25 protein-coding genes are annotated in these 15,622 nt (G+C 44.8%); 15 read left to right on the top strand and 10 right to left on the bottom strand.

Annotated features, from left to right (window positions below):
• Window positions 1-14 precede the first annotated feature (14 nt).
• Both SCJ97_04340 and SCJ97_04335 read left to right on the top strand, forming a co-directional pair.
• The gene (locus SCJ97_04340) at window positions 15-1,238 is read left to right on the top strand and encodes a YgeY family selenium metabolism-linked hydrolase (GenBank protein ID MDW7739270.1); all 1,224 of its coding nucleotides are present in this window, start codon (window positions 15-17) and stop codon (window positions 1,236-1,238) included.
• Between the two features lie 22 nt (window positions 1,239-1,260).
• Window positions 1,261-2,244, top strand: coding sequence for an ornithine carbamoyltransferase (locus tag SCJ97_04335; GenBank protein MDW7739269.1), 984 nt, complete (start codon window positions 1,261-1,263; stop codon window positions 2,242-2,244).
• Window positions 2,245-2,246: 2 nt separating this feature from the next.
• Here SCJ97_04335 and SCJ97_04330 read toward each other — a convergent pair whose 3' ends face one another.
• On the bottom strand, window positions 2,247-3,575 hold the full coding sequence (locus SCJ97_04330; GenBank protein ID MDW7739268.1) for a 5'-deoxyadenosine deaminase: 1,329 nt from the start codon (window positions 3,573-3,575) through the stop codon (window positions 2,247-2,249).
• A 203-nt stretch (window positions 3,576-3,778) separates the two neighbouring features.
• Between SCJ97_04330 and SCJ97_04325 the strand changes: the two genes are divergently transcribed.
• From SCJ97_04325 to SCJ97_04315, 3 genes are all read left to right on the top strand, one after another.
• Window positions 3,779-4,567 (top strand): inositol monophosphatase family protein, encoded by a 789-nt coding sequence (locus SCJ97_04325; protein MDW7739267.1) that lies wholly within the window; start codon window positions 3,779-3,781, stop codon window positions 4,565-4,567.
• A 94-nt stretch (window positions 4,568-4,661) separates the two neighbouring features.
• Entirely contained in the window at window positions 4,662-5,099 is a 438-nt protein-coding gene (locus SCJ97_04320; GenBank protein MDW7739266.1) for a putative toxin-antitoxin system toxin component, PIN family, read from the top strand.
• Window positions 5,092-5,346: a toxin-antitoxin system HicB family antitoxin gene (locus tag SCJ97_04315; protein MDW7739265.1), complete on the top strand. Its 255-nt coding sequence runs from the start codon at window positions 5,092-5,094 to the stop codon at window positions 5,344-5,346. Before SCJ97_04320 ends, SCJ97_04315 begins: the two co-directional genes overlap by 8 nt.
• A gap of 25 nt (window positions 5,347-5,371) precedes the next feature.
• Here the strand turns inward: SCJ97_04315 and SCJ97_04310 are convergent, their stop codons facing one another.
• Window positions 5,372-5,557 (bottom strand): DUF4177 domain-containing protein, encoded by a 186-nt coding sequence (locus SCJ97_04310; protein MDW7739264.1) that lies wholly within the window; start codon window positions 5,555-5,557, stop codon window positions 5,372-5,374.
• Between the two features lie 170 nt (window positions 5,558-5,727).
• On the opposite strand from SCJ97_04310, the gene SCJ97_04305 reads away from it, so the two are divergent.
• The gene (locus SCJ97_04305; protein ID MDW7739263.1) at window positions 5,728-6,450 is read left to right on the top strand and encodes a type II CAAX endopeptidase family protein; all 723 of its coding nucleotides are present in this window, start codon (window positions 5,728-5,730) and stop codon (window positions 6,448-6,450) included.
• A 28-nt stretch (window positions 6,451-6,478) separates the two neighbouring features.
• Window positions 6,479-6,979, top strand: a complete 501-nt coding sequence (locus SCJ97_04300) for a GNAT family N-acetyltransferase (protein MDW7739262.1) — start codon at window positions 6,479-6,481, stop codon at window positions 6,977-6,979.
• 16 nt (window positions 6,980-6,995) lie between these two features.
• Here the strand turns inward: SCJ97_04300 and SCJ97_04295 are convergent, their stop codons facing one another.
• Window positions 6,996-7,658 carry a class II aldolase/adducin family protein gene (locus tag SCJ97_04295; GenBank protein MDW7739261.1) on the bottom strand — a complete coding sequence of 221 codons (663 nt, stop codon included), beginning with the start codon at window positions 7,656-7,658 and terminating at the stop codon, window positions 6,996-6,998.
• A 157-nt stretch (window positions 7,659-7,815) separates the two neighbouring features.
• Between SCJ97_04295 and SCJ97_04290 the strand changes: the two genes are divergently transcribed.
• Window positions 7,816-8,130: a hypothetical protein gene (locus SCJ97_04290; protein MDW7739260.1), complete on the top strand. Its 315-nt coding sequence runs from the start codon at window positions 7,816-7,818 to the stop codon at window positions 8,128-8,130.
• An 85-nt stretch (window positions 8,131-8,215) separates the two neighbouring features.
• On the opposite strand, the gene SCJ97_04285 is transcribed toward SCJ97_04290, so the two are convergent.
• The 6 genes from SCJ97_04285 to SCJ97_04260 all read right to left on the bottom strand — a co-directional run bounded on the left by SCJ97_04285 (window position 8,216) and on the right by SCJ97_04260 (window position 10,627).
• Window positions 8,216-8,638 carry a DUF86 domain-containing protein gene (locus SCJ97_04285; GenBank protein MDW7739259.1) on the bottom strand — a complete coding sequence of 141 codons (423 nt, stop codon included), beginning with the start codon at window positions 8,636-8,638 and terminating at the stop codon, window positions 8,216-8,218.
• Window positions 8,635-9,117, bottom strand: a complete 483-nt coding sequence (locus SCJ97_04280) for a nucleotidyltransferase domain-containing protein (GenBank protein ID MDW7739258.1) — start codon at window positions 9,115-9,117, stop codon at window positions 8,635-8,637. The genes SCJ97_04285 and SCJ97_04280 overlap by 4 nt, the downstream gene beginning before the upstream one ends.
• Before the next feature lie 56 nt (window positions 9,118-9,173).
• Window positions 9,174-9,578 (bottom strand): PIN domain-containing protein, encoded by a 405-nt coding sequence (locus tag SCJ97_04275; GenBank protein MDW7739257.1) that lies wholly within the window; start codon window positions 9,576-9,578, stop codon window positions 9,174-9,176.
• Window positions 9,565-9,843 (bottom strand): AbrB/MazE/SpoVT family DNA-binding domain-containing protein, encoded by a 279-nt coding sequence (locus SCJ97_04270; protein MDW7739256.1) that lies wholly within the window; start codon window positions 9,841-9,843, stop codon window positions 9,565-9,567. The genes SCJ97_04275 and SCJ97_04270 overlap by 14 nt, the downstream gene beginning before the upstream one ends.
• Before the next feature lie 63 nt (window positions 9,844-9,906).
• Entirely contained in the window at window positions 9,907-10,128 is a 222-nt protein-coding gene (locus SCJ97_04265) for a helix-turn-helix transcriptional regulator (GenBank protein MDW7739255.1), read from the bottom strand.
• Entirely contained in the window at window positions 10,121-10,627 is a 507-nt protein-coding gene (locus tag SCJ97_04260) for a hypothetical protein (GenBank protein ID MDW7739254.1), read from the bottom strand. Before SCJ97_04260 ends, SCJ97_04265 begins: the two co-directional genes overlap by 8 nt.
• 267 nt (window positions 10,628-10,894) lie before the next feature.
• On the opposite strand from SCJ97_04260, the gene SCJ97_04255 reads away from it, so the two are divergent.
• From SCJ97_04255 to SCJ97_04245, 3 genes are all read left to right on the top strand, one after another.
• A complete protein-coding gene (locus SCJ97_04255; protein ID MDW7739253.1) occupies window positions 10,895-11,854 on the top strand; it encodes an SH3 domain-containing protein in 960 nt (319 codons plus the stop codon).
• 97 nt (window positions 11,855-11,951) lie between these two features.
• A complete protein-coding gene (locus tag SCJ97_04250) occupies window positions 11,952-12,173 on the top strand; it encodes an AbrB/MazE/SpoVT family DNA-binding domain-containing protein (protein ID MDW7739252.1) in 222 nt (73 codons plus the stop codon).
• Window positions 12,170-12,646 carry a PIN domain-containing protein gene (locus SCJ97_04245; GenBank protein ID MDW7739251.1) on the top strand — a complete coding sequence of 159 codons (477 nt, stop codon included), beginning with the start codon at window positions 12,170-12,172 and terminating at the stop codon, window positions 12,644-12,646. Before SCJ97_04250 ends, SCJ97_04245 begins: the two co-directional genes overlap by 4 nt.
• A gap of 111 nt (window positions 12,647-12,757) precedes the next feature.
• On the opposite strand, the gene SCJ97_04240 is transcribed toward SCJ97_04245, so the two are convergent.
• Window positions 12,758-13,387: a CocE/NonD family hydrolase gene (locus SCJ97_04240; GenBank protein ID MDW7739250.1), complete on the bottom strand. Its 630-nt coding sequence runs from the start codon at window positions 13,385-13,387 to the stop codon at window positions 12,758-12,760.
• Between the two features lie 220 nt (window positions 13,388-13,607).
• Here SCJ97_04240 and SCJ97_04235 point away from each other — a divergent pair, with 220 nt between their 5' ends.
• From SCJ97_04235 to SCJ97_04220, 4 genes are all read left to right on the top strand, one after another.
• Window positions 13,608-14,795 (top strand): aldo/keto reductase, encoded by a 1,188-nt coding sequence (locus tag SCJ97_04235; protein ID MDW7739249.1) that lies wholly within the window; start codon window positions 13,608-13,610, stop codon window positions 14,793-14,795.
• 96 nt (window positions 14,796-14,891) lie between these two features.
• Window positions 14,892-15,110 (top strand): hypothetical protein, encoded by a 219-nt coding sequence (locus SCJ97_04230; GenBank protein MDW7739248.1) that lies wholly within the window; start codon window positions 14,892-14,894, stop codon window positions 15,108-15,110.
• 5 nt (window positions 15,111-15,115) lie between these two features.
• Entirely contained in the window at window positions 15,116-15,376 is a 261-nt protein-coding gene (locus tag SCJ97_04225; GenBank protein MDW7739247.1) for a type II toxin-antitoxin system RelE/ParE family toxin, read from the top strand.
• Window positions 15,377-15,428: 52 nt separating this feature from the next.
• Window positions 15,429-15,622 (top strand): hypothetical protein (locus tag SCJ97_04220; protein ID MDW7739246.1); only part of this gene is annotated, 194 nt, incomplete at its 3' end.

Below are 15,622 nucleotides of genomic sequence, written 5' to 3'. Positions count from 1 at the left end.
AGGAGAAACTGCAAATGGAAATCGACTATAAAGAGATCTTGTGCAGGGCAGAAATCTACAAGCCAGCCATGTCCCAGTTTTTAAGAGAAATGATAGCAATACCTGCCGAAAGCGGCCATGAAGAAAAACGGATAAACAGAATAAAGAAGGAGATGGAAGAGATAGGTTTCGACAGGATCGAAATTGATCCCATGGGTAATATCCTGGGCTATATCGGGCATGGAAAGCATCTTATAGCCATGGATGCCCATATTGATAATGTGGGTGTGGGAGACCGGGCTCTTTGGGAATACGATCCATTGAGTGGATATGAAGACAACGAGATCATTATCGGTCGGGGCGCTTCGGACCAACTGGGCGGAATGGCTTCCCTGGTATACGGCGCCAAAATAATCAGGGACCTTAAACTGGAGGGAGATTATACCCTGTTGGTAACCGGGACAGTCCAGGAAGAGGACTGCGATGGTTTGTGCTGGCAGTATATTATCGGCGAAAGCAAGATCAGGCCTGAACTGGTAATCCTGACCGAACCCACATCATGCCGGATCCACCTGGGACAGAGAGGCCGGATGGAAATAAAGTTGTCGACCCGCGGTTTGAGCTGCCATGGATCAGCTCCTGAGAGGGGCGATAATGCCATTTATAAAATGGCCCCGATCCTGATTGAGCTGAGAGCACTGAACGAGAACCTGGGAGAACATTATTTCCTGGGAAATGGTTCGCTGACCGTATCAGAAATATTTTTCAGCTCACCCTCCCGCTGTGCCGTGGCCGACGGCTGTTCCATCTCCATTGATCGCCGACTGACAATCGGCGAAACCGCCGAGATAGCAATACGCCAGGTCAAAAACCTCCCTGCTGTCAGCGAAGCCGGTGCCGAAGTCGAAATGTATGATTACAGTCAGCCATCTTACACCGGGCTGGTCTATCCGATGGATTCCTACTTTCCCGCCTGGATGATTGAAGAGAGTCACCCTGCTGTATTGACCCTGGTAGATACATTCAACGGCCTGTTTGGACAGGAGCCCCAATTGGACAAATGGACATTTTCAACCAACGGAGTCTCCATTATGGGACAATTCGGCATCCCCTGTGTCGGTTTCGGGCCGGGACATGAAGACCAGGCCCATGCTCCCAACGAAAAAACATGGAAAAACGAAATGGTCAAAGCGGCGGCTATGTACGCCCTTATCCCGACTCTATACAGCCGGAAATATGCCGGTTTAACGGAGCTATAAATCGCCCGAAGGAGTGATCCATATGCAAACTTGTTTTAAAAATAAGCATTTCATAACACTACAGGAATGGACCAGGGAAGAAATCGATACCCTGCTTGAGGTTTCCTATGATCTAAAAAAGAAATTTGCCATGGGGCTCAATACGCCTTATCTCGAAAACAAGACCATGTTTCTCATGTTTTTTGAACAATCAACCAGGACTAGAAATTCCATGGAAGCCGGCATCGCCCAACTTGGCGGTCATGCAAATTATCTTGATACAAGCACTATGCAGATCTCGCACGGTGAAGTGGCAAAAGACACGGCAATTATCTTGTCTCGTTACGGGCATGCTATTGCCTGCCGTAACTGCTTCTGGGAAATCGGAAACAAGTACCTGCGGGAAATGGCCGATAATTCAACAGTGCCGATAATTAATATGCAGTGCGACCTGTACCATCCGCTCCAGGCAATCGCCGATCTGATGACTATGCAGGAGAAGATGGGTGATCTGAAGCGGAAGAAAGTGTCGATAATCTGGACCTACGCCACAAGCCATAAGAAACCGATATCTGTTCCCCTGTCACAGGTCTTGCTGTTTCCCCGCTACGGTATGGACGTCTGGTTGGCCTATCCGAAAGGCTACGAGCTGCCGGACTGGGTCATAGAACAGGCCCGGGGAAATGCTGAAAAAAATGGGGGCACCCTGACTATAACCAATGATATGGATGCAGCCTACGAGGATGCCGATGTTGTAATTCCTAAAAACTGGGGCAGCTGGGTAACCGATCCCGACAACAAAATGGGCAGTGACCTTCTCGAAGCTAACCGGCACTGGATCTGCACTGAAGATAAGATCGCTCTCGGCAAGGAAAATGTTAACTACATGCATGCTCTGCCGGCTGACAGGGGTAAAGAAGTAGTAGATGCAGTAATCGACGGACCTCATTCCATAGTCTACGACGAAGCTGAAAACCGCCTTCACACCTCAAAAGCACTAATGGTCCTTTTGATGGGAGGAAAGTAGATTCATCTTTCTCCAACCCGCTCAAGGATGCGGGCAAGCGCCTTGTCGGATTGCTTAAGGATGTTTCTTTCATCAAGGGTTTGCAGCCTGTCATCATAATAAAGGATATTGCCGTCGACCATGGTCATGTATACATCGGTTGATTTCGTTTCGTACACAAGGCGCCCGTAGATACTTTTTCCTTTAGAGGGCATGTTATGAGGGCGGTTCATCTCCAGCAGAACCAGGTCAGCTTTCATACCCTGTTCAATAGAGCCAATCTCGCCGCTCATATTCATCGCCTTTGCTCCTCCCAGGGTCGCCATCTCAAAAACCTTTTCGGCCGGGAGCGCTGTAGGACCGTGAATCGGTTTCTGAATTAGCGCTGCTGTGCGCATTTCCAGGAAGGGATCCAGATTATTATTGCATGGCGCCCCATCGGCACCGAGAGACAGATTTATACCCATTTCAGACATCTGCACAATCGGAGCGATACCAGACCCCAGCTTCAGGTTCGAAGAAGGACAGTGGGCTACTACCGTTCCACTTCTTCTCAGAATATCCAGTTCCTCATCATTTACCCAGATGCAGTGGGCAAGGATAAGATTATTCCCGGTCAGCCCGATATCATCAAAGTATAGAATATTTCTCCTGCCTAAAATCTCTTCAACCAGGGCAATTTCATCCCTGTTTTCCGAAGCATGAGAGTGGATCATCACCTTGTAACGGCTGGCCAGTTCCCTCACCTGAATGAGCAGTTCTTCGCTGCAGGAAAGCACAAATCGGGGATTGAAGGCATACTGCAGACGGTTATTCGCTCTGCCATGCCATTTTTCAAGCAGTTGAATACTCTTGGTCAGTGAGTTTTCGGTCGATTCAGAAAGGCCGGCAGGAGTATCATCACCGATATCCATCATACATTTACCACTCATCGCCCTTATTCCGGATTCAATTATGGCTTCGAAGAGCGTTTCAGTATGATTTACTGTAGCCATGTCAACGATGGATGTTGTCCCGCCTCTTAATAATTCAGCAATTCCAAGCATCGCCGAATAGTAAATACTATCTGCATCATGGGCAGCTTCAAGCGGCCAGATCTTCTTGCGAAGCCAATCGAGCAATGATAAATCATCAGCCTGACCCCTGAAGAGAGCCTGGACCAAATGAATATGGGTCTGGATCAGGCCTGGTATAAGAACCCTTCCACAACAATCGACGACCCTATCAGCATGATCATCAACAGCATTAACCTCTTTTATCCTGTCATCCTCAATCAGTAAATTGCCTTTTATTATTCGCCTTTCCCGATCCATGGTCACAATTACGGCATCTCGAAAGAGCACTGAAGACATAGGATCAATCCTTTCCTGCGCTCAAATTTCTCCACCCAATTACTAATTATAACATGCTGTTCATCCTATGTTATCTCTGCCCATTTTGCCCGGTCATAAAAGTTCATTATCTATGATATTATTAATATATACAGGTTGCTTTGTAAAAAATAGTTACAGGTACTGCCAATATATTATAAAAGAAGAAAGTGAATGATTTATAGATGGACTCCAGCATAAACAAGAAAATTGACGTAGCAATTTTAGCTGCCCGCCAGGCCGGCAAGATTATCCTGGAAAAGCTGGGAAACACGCCTTTTTCTGATAAAGCAAAAAGCAACCTGGTTACGGAAGCTGATCTAACAGCACAGAAAACAATAACTGACTGCATTCGGAAACATTTTCCCACACACGGTATATTTGCCGAGGAAGAGGATTTATTGTTAAACAAAGGCGCTGAAGACCTATGGATAATCGATCCGCTCGATGGAACAAATAATTTTGCCCATACCATCCCTCATTTCAGCATTTCGATTGCGTATACCAGGACGGGTCAGGTTGTCGCCGGCGTAATCTTTGATCCTAACCGGGATGAAATGTTTACCGCAGTAAAAGGCAGCGGCGCTTTTCTGAACGGCACTTCCATCAGCGTCTCAGAAGCTCGATCCCTCCAGGAAGCGATAATCGCTACAGGTTTTTATTACGACCGGGATTTAATGATGCGCAAAACACTGGAGAGTATAGAAAAACTTTTTGAAGCCAATATTCACGGCATACGCCGCTTCGGCAGCGCTGCTCTCGATTTATGCTGGGTTGCCTGCGGGCGATTTGATGCCTATTTTGAATATAAGCTTTCCCCCTGGGATTTTGCGGCTGGAATGCTGATTCTTGAAGAAGCCGGTGGAAAATGTACTGATCACATGGGTAACCTGCTTGATTTGAAAAGCAAGGGAATTGCTGTATCAAATAGCCAGTTCCACCAGGAGTTTTTGAATATAATTAGATGGAATTAAATCATCTGAGCTAGCCATCTTACATTAATTTCAATTAATGATTTGAATTGATAGATCACTTGAAAGATGCTATCATATATGCTATCATTAGCGTATGATTATAACAGTTGATACCAATGTTATTTATCAGGCATTATACAGTAACAAGGGAGCTTCTCACCAAATTCTGAAATTGATAAGAGATGAGAAGGTTCAGTTGGCCCTTTCAGTTCCGGTCTTTCTCGAATATTGTGAGGTTTTGCAAAGAAATAAGACTTTGATTGAAACCGGACTGAGTATAGAAAACATCCAAGCAATATTAGATCTGCTGGCTTTAACTGGTCTAGAAAAGCGAATATCATTTTTATTTAGGCCAAACCTTTTTGATGAGACTGACAACAAGTTTATTGAATTAGCATTAGCTAGTCAGAGTGAATATTTAATTACGGCAAATGTAAAACATTATAAATCAAACAATGAACTTCATTATTACCGGTTAAGAGTCGTTACTCCCGGAGATTTTATTAAACTGTGGAGGCAAAATGATGAGTAAAGCGAGTGTAATTACGGTCCGTATACCTGAAGATCTCAAGACCAGAATTGAAAAAATCGCAAAAAACCAGGGAATTTCAATGAACCAATTCGCTTTATATGCTCTTACCAAAGAAGCAGGAGAACTGGAAGCAAACGATTTCTTTAAGCAATTTTTAAAGAATAAGAAGAAAGATGATATATACGAAGCGTTTAATGCTGCTATGTTAGCTGTTCAAAAACGGCCGGTTCCGGATTGGGATGAATAGAATCACTCCTTTAGGTTAAAGGGATTTATCTTTCCTTCTCAAAAACCAGGTATACCCAGGACATAAAAAAGCCGGACTCCCCACCCCCGCCGCTGTTTAACTGGGTGAAGGTCCAGCCCTGTTCGGCCATGCTGTTTATTACCGCTTCAATCTTATCTTCATCGACCGGCCGGTTATATTCTTCCAGGCTCAGAACCTGATACTTTTTCACAGTCCTTTCCTCCCGGATTAACAATATTTTGTTAATTGATATTTTCAATAAAATCTGCGGAAAACCTGCCTGATTATAAATATCAAAGTTTCTCTGACCAATAAAAATATGCTAAAATTCTTAGGTAGACTTATATGACTCGCTACCATTAAATTAAGCTTGGAGTAATTATGGCCAAGGTGCTAAAAAAAATACTATGGGTTATCCTGCTGACTATTCTGCTGTTAGCCGTCCCCAGGCTTTCAGGTTTAGTCGCCAACCTTTTTGACTATCAGTCTATCGACCCTGACGGCTCTTACGCATGGGTATCGGTGCACCATATCGTTCAAGCTCTGATCTTCCTTATCATTATCTACGTTACAGGTAAATTTAAACCTCTTGATTTCGGATTCAGTTGGGGCGACAGGGTAATCGGTAAAAAATTAGTTCATAAATTTATTCTCTACTTCAGCATATACACAGTTGGGGCTTTTGCAACATCTGTACTGACCAATTCATTCCAGCCTTTTGCATATCCACTTACTGCCGTTAACATATCAGGCCAACTGGGCTTCCAGCTGTTACTTTCCGGACCATCCGAGGAACTGATCTTCAGAGCATTTGCAATCACCGTTCTTGCCCTCTTTGTTAAAACAAGGCTATTCAACGGCAGAGTAAGTGTGGCCAATATCATCGCCGCCTTTATATTCGGCCTGGCCCACGTAGGCTTTTCATTCTCGCCATTCGAGTTAACCTATAGCCCATTTCAGGTGATCTTCTCTTTCACCCTGGGCCTCTTTTACGGCGACTGTTACGAAAAAACCGGCAGTATGTATTACCCGATGATCATGCACAGCTTTAGTAATGTGATAATGGTCGGGGTAACCATTATCCTATCGTTTATCCTGCTCTAAGAACCAAATTGCTCAGGAGGAGTCAGAAATGGAAAATGTAATAATCCGCAGCGCCACGGGGCAGGATTTTCCTGAGATAGTCGAACTGAATGCCAGTGAAGTGGAATACACCAGCGTAATGGATGAAGAGAGGCTTCGCCACCTGCACTCCCTTTCTGCCTATCACAAGGTGGCGGTTGTCGACGGTAATATTGCCGCTTTTATCCTGGTTATGAAAGACGGCGTGCCTTATCGCAATGATAACTATGAATGGCACACGGCGAGACATCAAAAATTTCTCTATATCGACCGGATCGTGGTTGATCAAAAATACCAGGGCCAAAAAATCGGTTCTTTACTGTACAAAGACCTATTTGATTATGCCCGCAAACACAATATCCCGCTGGTCTGCTGTGAGATCAATTCCATTCCGCCCAACAAACCATCCCAGGCTTTTCACGCCAGGCACGGCTTTCGGGAAACGGGCAGCCAATGGATCTGCAATGGAGAGAAAAAAGTATCCATGCAGGTAGCTAACCTGGAAGAGTAAAGCAGAAACAAACAATTTAACAGTCGGGATGTCGACCCTTTATCCCCATATTTTCTCTTACCTTGAGCAGCTTCTCCACTTCCCCCGGTGATAGTTCCTGCTCGCCACCAAGAAAACGTGCATAGAGGCTTATTTTTGCAAAATGCTCGACACTTTCCATCTTGTAGAAAGCACTGAATAGGTCATCACCCATGGTGAGTACTCCGTGGTTTTCCAGCAGCAGAGCGTCATGTTTCTCCAGGTGCGGCCGGATATTATCGGGAACTTCTTCCGTTGAGGGGGTTCCGTACTTGACCAGCGGAATGCTTCCCAGGGTAATTATTATCTCAGGCAGCACAGACTTATCAAGAGGGTGGCCGGCTACGGCGAAGGCTGTTGCTAACGGCGGATGGGCATGCAGCACGGCATTGACATCCGAACGCATCCTGTAAACCTCAAGGTGCATTTTCAACTCCGATGAGGGATTTAAATCGCCCGCTATTTTACAGCCATCAAGGTCTACTTTAACGAGCATTTCCGGACTCATGTAACCCTTGCTCACCCCTGTCGGGGTAGTCAGTATCTCGCTATCGGTAAGACGCACACTGATATTGCCGTCATTGGCGGCAACGAAGCCCTTCTCGTAAATACGCCTGCCTACCTCGACTATCTCTTTCCTGGCCTGTTCTTCCCGTACCAATTGGATACCCCCTTAGTTGTCAACAACCCCGTCCCCCTGACAATACTTGCATCTGATCATATAATACCAATAACTGGTTTGACAAGCAAATTTAGTATATGTTAAATTAACTATCCTGAAGAAACCGGGACCACTGACGGCACACGAACGCGCCCTGATGGAAACCCACACCTTAAAAGGGGCTCAGTATATCAGTTACCAGCAGAATATACCGAAGCTGACCATGATCGCCGCCCTGGAGCACCATATTAAATACGACGGTTCAGGTTACCCCCTGATCAAGCCGAACTGGCAGCCCAACATTGCCAGCCAGATGGTCTGCATCGCCGACGTCTATGACGCCATGCGCAGCAAACGGCCTTACCAGGAAGCAATGAAGTACGATAAGATCAAAGCAATCCTCCAGACCGGCCGTGGTACTACCTACAATCCCAGGCTGGTCGAAAATTTCCTGGCGATGATCGAGCGTTAAAGTGTATACTTTAAGACGGAATTTGAGCAAGCGGGTAACCAAACATACCTGAAAAAAGGAAGCTAAAGCGGTGGCACATCATTGATTACGGCAAATATTTATGAATTACTGCAGATATAAAGGGTTGAAAATCATCAAGGCGGTTATTAATAATATTGAGGATTTCTTCTGTATCCACCCGGTTGTACAAATGAATAACCCTATTTCTGAACCTGGCCATATTTTTATAAACTTCAGCCATATCATCTGAAATCAACCCATTTTTAGCAGCCAACTCGACAATTTCAACATATGTTTTGGCCAATCCCCAACCTTCACGGGCTATTATGTGGGCACAAATATCTAGCATAGATTCAATAGCAACTTGAAGCATGTGAATAGCTGCATCCTCATAAAAAGGCTCTGAAGTAAAACGGCTTTTATCCATACCTTTAAACTGCTCGAGCAGGTTAACCTTTTCCCGGATATAATGCAGTTTTTGCCTTATCTTTTCTCGATCAACAGTCATAGGTACTCCTTTTTCAGGCTGTAGTCATAATCTTCATTGAACAGGCGCAAATCCGGTTCAAAATCACTATATTTCAAAATTACTGATTCAATAAAATCAGCAAGTAACACTGCGTCAGCACAGTACAAAAGTCTGCCGCTATCTAAAACTTTCATTTGTAAGGTAACCGGCGCTTTCTTCAGGTTAACCAGGTTAATATCATCACTATTGCCCAGATCATTCAGCTTTGACATTATATTTAATTCTTCATTGAAATCGAAATCTGATGCTGGCATGGGAAGTATGGCTAAATCAACATCAGAAAAAACAGTCTGATACTCAGTACCATGTGAACCATAAAGATAAAAAGCGATTATATCTCCACGGCTTTCAATATACCGAACCATATCATCAATTTGTGCTTTGTTTAAATTAATCATACCCGGTTTACCAAGCCTGACCATTCTATTCACCAGCTTCCTGATCCTGTCATTTATCATAATAACACAATTAAATCAGCTAAACTATTTTTAAACAGATCCTATCAAGGTATTAACTAAAGATCTCCCTCCAGTTTTGAGAGATGTTTTTTATCGAATGTATATATAGCTGCAGGACCTATCAATGCAGCATATGCAGCCAGAAAAGCATCAATAAAATCGACATTTTCTCCTACATAATCACCTATAGCTTTCCTGACTACTTCTAAACTTTCAACCTGCAAACCTTCTGACTCAAGCAATCCGCCAAAAACAGCGGCTATCTCATTTTTTTCATAGCCATAAAAGCTCTCAAGTGTCCAGATTACCTCTGCAACAGTTAACGGATGAATATGTAAAACTAAATCTCCTTTTTCCGCCTGTTCGAAAAGATTGAAAGAAGCTTCAAAAAGTTTTTCATCATCTTTCAGTAAAAAGTGTAGAATAATATTTGCATCAATCCAGGATCTATTCTTGTTCATCGTATTTAGCCCTTTTTTCCGCTACCAACTGCCTGGTAAGCCTTTCTTCCTCATCAAGCCCGGGATATTCCTTCCTTTTTGGTAAAGCCCCGGCGTACCTCGTTAATGGCCTTGTAATTACAAATTCAACTTCCACCTTTCCATCATCACCCATCTTGAATGTAACCTGATCACCGACTTTCACCCCGGCAGCCTGCCTGATCCTGGCCGGGAGCTGGACCTGGCCTTTACCGGTAATCCTGGAACGTTCAATAATCATTGCCATAGGACCATCTCCTTTATAAGGGATTATATCATTGAAAATTAAGTTTTTCAATGATATTTATTGTTATATGACTTCGTACTCGAACACCTCTTCCAGCTTAACCCCGAAAGCATCAGCAATACGAAAGGCCAGTTCCAGGGAAGGCGCATACTTACCCGCCTCGATGGCGATGATCGTCTGCCTGGAAACCCCGGCTTTTTCTGCAAGCTGCTGCTGGGTCATCTCATCTGCAAAGAACCGCAATTTCCTGATATTATTGGTGATTACAAATTTCTTCTTAGACATTTGTAACGCCCTTTCTGTAAAAATAGAGCTGGGTGAATCCTTCCAGCAGAGAACCGATACTAAAGGATAAGAAGAGGATATTGATCATCACCACCGGTGGATGATACAAAACCAGTGAGATAAGGGCTGCCACAAATCCGATTCCGGCCACGATGAAGCCGACCCGTAACGATTTAAGCTCGATTAGCTTATCCATTTCATCTTCAACCATTTCCAGCTCTATCGTTTTCTCAACTTCCTTATCATCTACTGTGCCATTTTTAAGGTTTTCCCTGATGGCTATAGCGATTGAGAAAAGAATATGAAAGGCAATCTGAATGACGATGGCCGCGGCAACACCAATACCGATGAATACAAGCATGGTTATCGCCCAGGCCCTCAAATCATCGGCAGCCAGCAGACCGGCCTGATACCTTCCGAATGCATAGACGCAGTAGGCAATCAGAACCGCTGCCCCTGAAACTATATTGGTTATTGTTTTATTTACCTGGTAAGTCATAACTGGCACGCTCCCTCAATTCAATGTAACATCTTATAAACATATAGTAATAAATTTTATACTATATGTCAAGTATATTTTACATTATATCTTAAAAAATTATCAACCTGTCCCCAATAACCCCCTTAGAGACCGGATTGCTAAATTTCGGAAAGCACATAGTATTTATCAAAAAGGGATTATTTTGTTTTTATCCAGGAATACGTTAGAATGTTTATATGCGGTATTTACTGTTTTCATGTTTTACCCGGAGGAGGTTAAACCAGGGTGGATAAATTTGATGACAACTATTTTGACAGTGAAGAAAGATCCTTTGAGGAAAAGCAAACTCCCCTGAGAAGATCAAGGGCCGGTAAAGAGGCCAGGCAGAAAAAACGCTGGCTCTTTCCCCTGGCCCTTCTATTAATATTAATTGTTGCTCTAGGCCTGATCTGGTTTGTCGGTACTCAAACCGGCCTTCTCCAAAGGGTATTGGCCAGGTTTGCCCCGGCTGAACAAGAAATGGTGGTTGCCCTTCCCTCGGCTCTTTTTGCCGGACAGGATATTGAAGCGGCCATTGCCCGCGCCCTGGAAATGGAGGGTGTTAATGAAGTAACCCCCGGGGAAGGCGACACCCTGATCTTCAAAATGACTCCCCAGGGGAAAGAGAAACTGCTGGAGGATGCGGAAAAAAAGCTTGTAGCAAAGATTGATGCATTCACAGATCGCCGGCAGAATCCTTTCGTCTATGATCTGTCCTATGACGGTTCATATACAGAATTCTCCCTGGTTATAGATCGGGACCAGGAAGAATTCAGCAGCATTTTGACGAAAGCCTCGGAACTCTTTTTGCTGGCTGCCCATTATCAGCACTTTCAGGCTGCCGGGGATGCTGTCCCGCGGGTAACAATGACTATAGAAGATATGAGCGAAAGCGTAATCCGGGAGAGGCTGGTCTACCCCGGTGATTTAACCCGCATAGCAGCCCTTTTGGAAAGCCCGGAAGAAGTGGACGAAAGGCCGCGAACACCGCAAGCCGGTGACAAAGTTGTAGTCAATACCGGCCCGGATAATCTTAACTTAAGGAGCGGTCCGGAAATTACCTACCTGATAATCGATATTCTCAGTTCGGGAACAATCCTCGATGTTGTTGACACCCAGGGCCAATGGCTTAAAGTGATCACTCCCGGGCAGAAAGAAGGCTGGGTCCACGGCAACTATGTGGAACTCGTTGAAGGAGACAGTTAATCTTGTCGGCAACATTAATTCAGAGGCCCTTGACTAATTCCGGTTATTTCCTTACAATTAAGTAAGGAAATGAATCCTTACCTGGAGGGTTAAATAAATGTATAGGGTTAAAATAACTGCTAAGGGGCAGCTTACTGTTCCCAAACAGCTACGTGAAGCTCTTGGCCTCGCTAAAGGCGATTACCTGTTAATCAAAGAAACAGCCGGAGAATATACTATTGAAAAAGAAGTTGACATCAACAGGTTTGACCACTTTGTAGGCTTACTGGGACAGTCAAAAAGCAGTGATTTAATTGTAAGGGAATTGCGCGGAGAATGACAGCGGCCATTGATACAAATATACTTTTTGACATTCTGCTGCCCGATCAAAAACACCTGGAAAGCTCCCTGAATCTGCTTAAAAAAACAGGCCGCAACCACAGCCTGATTATATCGGAAGTGGTATTCGGCGAGCTGGCCAGCCAATTTGATGATAGGGCAGTTTTAACTGATTTATTGCAGAGTACCGGTATCAATTTGATTAGTTCCGGACCCGATGCTCTGTGGGAAGCATCGAGGGCTTGGCGGGATTATACAGATAACCGTACGCCTGAACTGCGGTGCGCCGGCTGCGGTAGCCGGGAGATCATCACTTGCCCAAAATGTCTAGAAACAATCACTTGCCGGCAGCATATCATTTCTGATTTTTTAATTGGCGGTCATGCTTTTACCCTTGCCGGTACTCTGCTAACCCGTGATCGGGGTTTTTACAAACGCTATTTTCCCCACTTGCAGGTTCTATCCTCAATGTAGTCGTCCGGCCCAGATAAGTTAACAAACTGTACTCTGATTATTTTCTTATTAACTTATTGCCTGTGGTCCATGCCAAATTACTTTGAACCCGGTTGCTCGAAAAGAATTATTTTATAAAGTCCTTTCGAAAAATGAAGCTACCTTTTTAGCCATTATATCCTCGCGGCCGAACCAGAAATGATCTACTCCCTGCACAATTTCAACCTCTCCGGGAGGGGTCATTTTTTCCGCCTCCCCGATCAAAAGTTCAGTCTGGACAACATGGTCCATTGTGCCGCAGATAAAATAAGATGGTTTATTAAAACCGTTCAACAAATCCGCGGTCAGCACGGGTGATACAGCAGCAACAGCCCGGATCAGATCGATATTCTTTGCTGCAGCTAAGGCCACCATACCGCCAAAAGAATAACCCATAACCCCCAAGTAGTTCCGGTCAACTTCCGGCAATCCTGCCACTGTTTCCACCGCAGCCCACAGGTCATCCTTTTCACCCCGGCCGTCATCAAATTCACCCTCGCTTAAACCGACACCCCTGAAATTAAACCGCAGGGTAATAAACCCCCGCTTAACCAGAGTCTGGCTCACCGCCACCACCACATTGTTCTGCAAATTCCCCCCGTACAGCGGATGAGGATGGCAGAGAACAACTGCCGGCGCCTTTTCTACGCCGGCAGGCGGCATCTGAATTACCCCTTCAAGCTTCAGTTCACCACTCCGGATAGTCTGGGGTAAATCGGGCATCATCATTCCTCCAAAGTTTGCAGCTGCTCATCGGCTTTAAAGATTACTATTCACTTTTCCAACAACAAGTTCCTTCTGCATACCTGCAGGAATTTATCACCATTTAGTTGAAGAAATTAAAATGATGAAGGTTTTCCACCACAAGGTAGTGGACCAACCCACAAAAGTTAATCAACAGTACTCTGAGTAATTTGTGATTAACTTATAAGGAGAATCAATTATGCAATATCGTAAATTCGGTAAACTCGATTTCAAAGTATCCGCTCTCGGCTTCGGCGCCATGCGCCTTCCTGTCAAAGAGCACAAAGTTGACGAACCGGAAGCGATTAAAATGATCCGCTATGCCATCGACCACGGCGTAAACTACGTCGACACAGCCTATGCCTATCACGATGGTGACAGCGAACTGGTTGTCGGCAAAGCATTAAAGGATGGATACCGGGAAAAGGTAAAACTGGCTACCAAAATGCCCGTCTGGAAAGTTGAAACGGCCGCCGATTTTGACCTTTACCTGAACGAACAACTGAGCAAACTGCAGGTGGATCAACTTGATTTCTACCTGCTGCACAGTATGAATAAAAATAACTGGCCCAGGATTCGCGATCTCGGCATCATTGAATGGTTTGACAAAGCCATGGCCGACGGACGTATCCGCTACCCGGCATTCTCCTTCCACGGCGAACTTGAAACCTTTAAGGAGATCATCGACTCCTACCCCTGGCCCATGTGCCTGATCCAGTATAACTACATGGATATAGAAAACCAGGCCGGCACAGCAGGCCTGCGCTATGCAGCCGAAAAAGGGACCGCTGTGGCCATCATGGAACCCCTGCTCGGCGGCAACCTGGCCATCCCGCCCGCCTCGATCGAACCGATTTGGGATAAAGCACAAAGAAAACGAAATCCCGTTGAATGGGCCCTGCAGTGGCTCTGGAACCAGCCGGAAGTAGCGGTTGTCCTAAGCGGAATGAGCACCCTGGAGCAGGTTAAAGATAATATTAGCTACGCCGGCCGCTCGGAGATTGGCGTTCTTACTCCCGCAGAACTGGCCATTTTCGATGAAGTGAGAACCCGATACGAGGAGTTGACCACCATACCCTGCACCGACTGCGGATACTGCATGCCCTGCCCACAGAACGTTGACATTCCCCAGAACATTGCCAACTACAACAACGGCATCATGTTTGACCAGTATGACACCTCCCGGGGTAAATATAAATGGTGGAAGCATGTTTACGACAGCAACGGATTTTTACAGCAGGATATCCGCGCCGCCAACTGTATATCCTGCGGGGAATGTGAGGAGAAATGCCCCCAGGGAATACCGATCAGCCGCTGGATGCCGGTCATTCACGAGGTCTTTGATCAGAAGAAACCCTTTGTGAAGAAGCTGGACGAACAGGAATAAATTATAACTGTAGCAATATGCAATATAATGTTGTATATTGCTACTACTTTTGATATCATAAGAATGTATTCCAGATAATTTTGGGAGGCCTTAAAAATGTCTACAGCGATTAGAATTTCTGATAAGTTGGCCGAGGAAGCAAAAAAATACAGCGCAGTTGAACACCGTTCTATAACCGGGCAAATCGAATACTGGGCTATGCTCGGTAAAAATATCGAAGAAAACCCTGATTTAACCTTCATTTTGGTTAAAGAAATTTTGCTTGGCATCGAAGAACTCGAAAAAGGTGATAAAACCGAATACCACTTCGGGTAAAGCACATGAAAGTATATCAATCAAGATCTTTTGCCCAAAAAGTGAAGAAATTTTCCCACACCGATAAAAAAGAACTGGACTCCGTGATAAAAAACATCATCAAGAATCCAGATTTAGGCGTCGAAAAGAAAGGTGATTTAAAAGGTGTCTTTGTCCACAAGTTCGACTTACATAACCACAAGTACCTGTTAACTTATCGCCTGGTTGAAAAACAAAACCTGGAACTAATTGTGATCGGGCGTATGAAAACTGCTACATTGAATTAGATCCCCTGTCCCCAAAACTTACTTGATGGTATAATTAAATAGCCAGCATATTTTGGCGATTGCCACAAAAGCCTATATTGCATTAACCAGTGAGGGGTTGGCTTTGGAAAAATTTGCCCTGCTCTTAGAGGCCTGCGATACCATAAAAACTGGTGTTATTGTTATAGATAACCTCGGTAAAGTAGTGGCAATCAATGAGACTGCCACCAACGAGTTCTGGCCTAAGCCGAAAAACCCGGTAGGGCT

It is taken from the genome of Bacillota bacterium, assembly GCA_033549065.1.
Classification (GTDB): domain Bacteria; phylum Bacillota; class Dethiobacteria; order DTU022; family DTU022; genus JAWSUE01.
Note: the sequence above shows the minus strand (reverse complement) of the source record. Positions and strands in the feature narration are given on the sequence as shown.

Excerpts from the sequence above, each read along its gene's own strand:
- SCJ97_04320 (MDW7739266.1), top strand. The coding sequence starts at position 4,662 with ATGATTATAACAGTTGATACCAATGTTATTTATCAGGCATTATACAGT.
- SCJ97_04265 (MDW7739255.1), bottom strand. The coding sequence starts at position 10,128 with ATGTCTAAGAAGAAATTTGTAATCACCAATAATATCAGGAAATTGCGG.
- SCJ97_04235 (MDW7739249.1), top strand. The coding sequence starts at position 13,608 with ATGCAATATCGTAAATTCGGTAAACTCGATTTCAAAGTATCCGCTCTC.
- SCJ97_04250 (MDW7739252.1), top strand. The coding sequence starts at position 11,952 with ATGTATAGGGTTAAAATAACTGCTAAGGGGCAGCTTACTGTTCCCAAA.
- SCJ97_04285 (MDW7739259.1), bottom strand. The coding sequence starts at position 8,638 with ATGACTGTTGATCGAGAAAAGATAAGGCAAAAACTGCATTATATCCGG.
- SCJ97_04260 (MDW7739254.1), bottom strand. The coding sequence starts at position 10,627 with ATGACTTACCAGGTAAATAAAACAATAACCAATATAGTTTCAGGGGCA.
- SCJ97_04290 (MDW7739260.1), top strand. The coding sequence starts at position 7,816 with ATGGAAACCCACACCTTAAAAGGGGCTCAGTATATCAGTTACCAGCAG.
- SCJ97_04225 (MDW7739247.1), top strand. The coding sequence starts at position 15,116 with ATGAAAGTATATCAATCAAGATCTTTTGCCCAAAAAGTGAAGAAATTT.
- SCJ97_04305 (MDW7739263.1), top strand. The coding sequence starts at position 5,728 with ATGGCCAAGGTGCTAAAAAAAATACTATGGGTTATCCTGCTGACTATT.
- SCJ97_04300 (MDW7739262.1), top strand. The coding sequence starts at position 6,479 with ATGGAAAATGTAATAATCCGCAGCGCCACGGGGCAGGATTTTCCTGAG.
- SCJ97_04325 (MDW7739267.1), top strand. The coding sequence starts at position 3,779 with ATGGACTCCAGCATAAACAAGAAAATTGACGTAGCAATTTTAGCTGCC.
- SCJ97_04245 (MDW7739251.1), top strand. The coding sequence starts at position 12,170 with ATGACAGCGGCCATTGATACAAATATACTTTTTGACATTCTGCTGCCC.
- SCJ97_04330 (MDW7739268.1), bottom strand. The coding sequence starts at position 3,575 with ATGTCTTCAGTGCTCTTTCGAGATGCCGTAATTGTGACCATGGATCGG.
- SCJ97_04270 (MDW7739256.1), bottom strand. The coding sequence starts at position 9,843 with ATGGCAATGATTATTGAACGTTCCAGGATTACCGGTAAAGGCCAGGTC.
- SCJ97_04230 (MDW7739248.1), top strand. The coding sequence starts at position 14,892 with ATGTCTACAGCGATTAGAATTTCTGATAAGTTGGCCGAGGAAGCAAAA.
- SCJ97_04240 (MDW7739250.1), bottom strand. The coding sequence starts at position 13,387 with ATGCCCGATTTACCCCAGACTATCCGGAGTGGTGAACTGAAGCTTGAA.
- SCJ97_04335 (MDW7739269.1), top strand. The coding sequence starts at position 1,261 with ATGCAAACTTGTTTTAAAAATAAGCATTTCATAACACTACAGGAATGG.
- SCJ97_04280 (MDW7739258.1), bottom strand. The coding sequence starts at position 9,117 with ATGATAAATGACAGGATCAGGAAGCTGGTGAATAGAATGGTCAGGCTT.
- SCJ97_04315 (MDW7739265.1), top strand. The coding sequence starts at position 5,092 with ATGAGTAAAGCGAGTGTAATTACGGTCCGTATACCTGAAGATCTCAAG.
- SCJ97_04340 (MDW7739270.1), top strand. The coding sequence starts at position 15 with ATGGAAATCGACTATAAAGAGATCTTGTGCAGGGCAGAAATCTACAAG.
- SCJ97_04275 (MDW7739257.1), bottom strand. The coding sequence starts at position 9,578 with ATGAACAAGAATAGATCCTGGATTGATGCAAATATTATTCTACACTTT.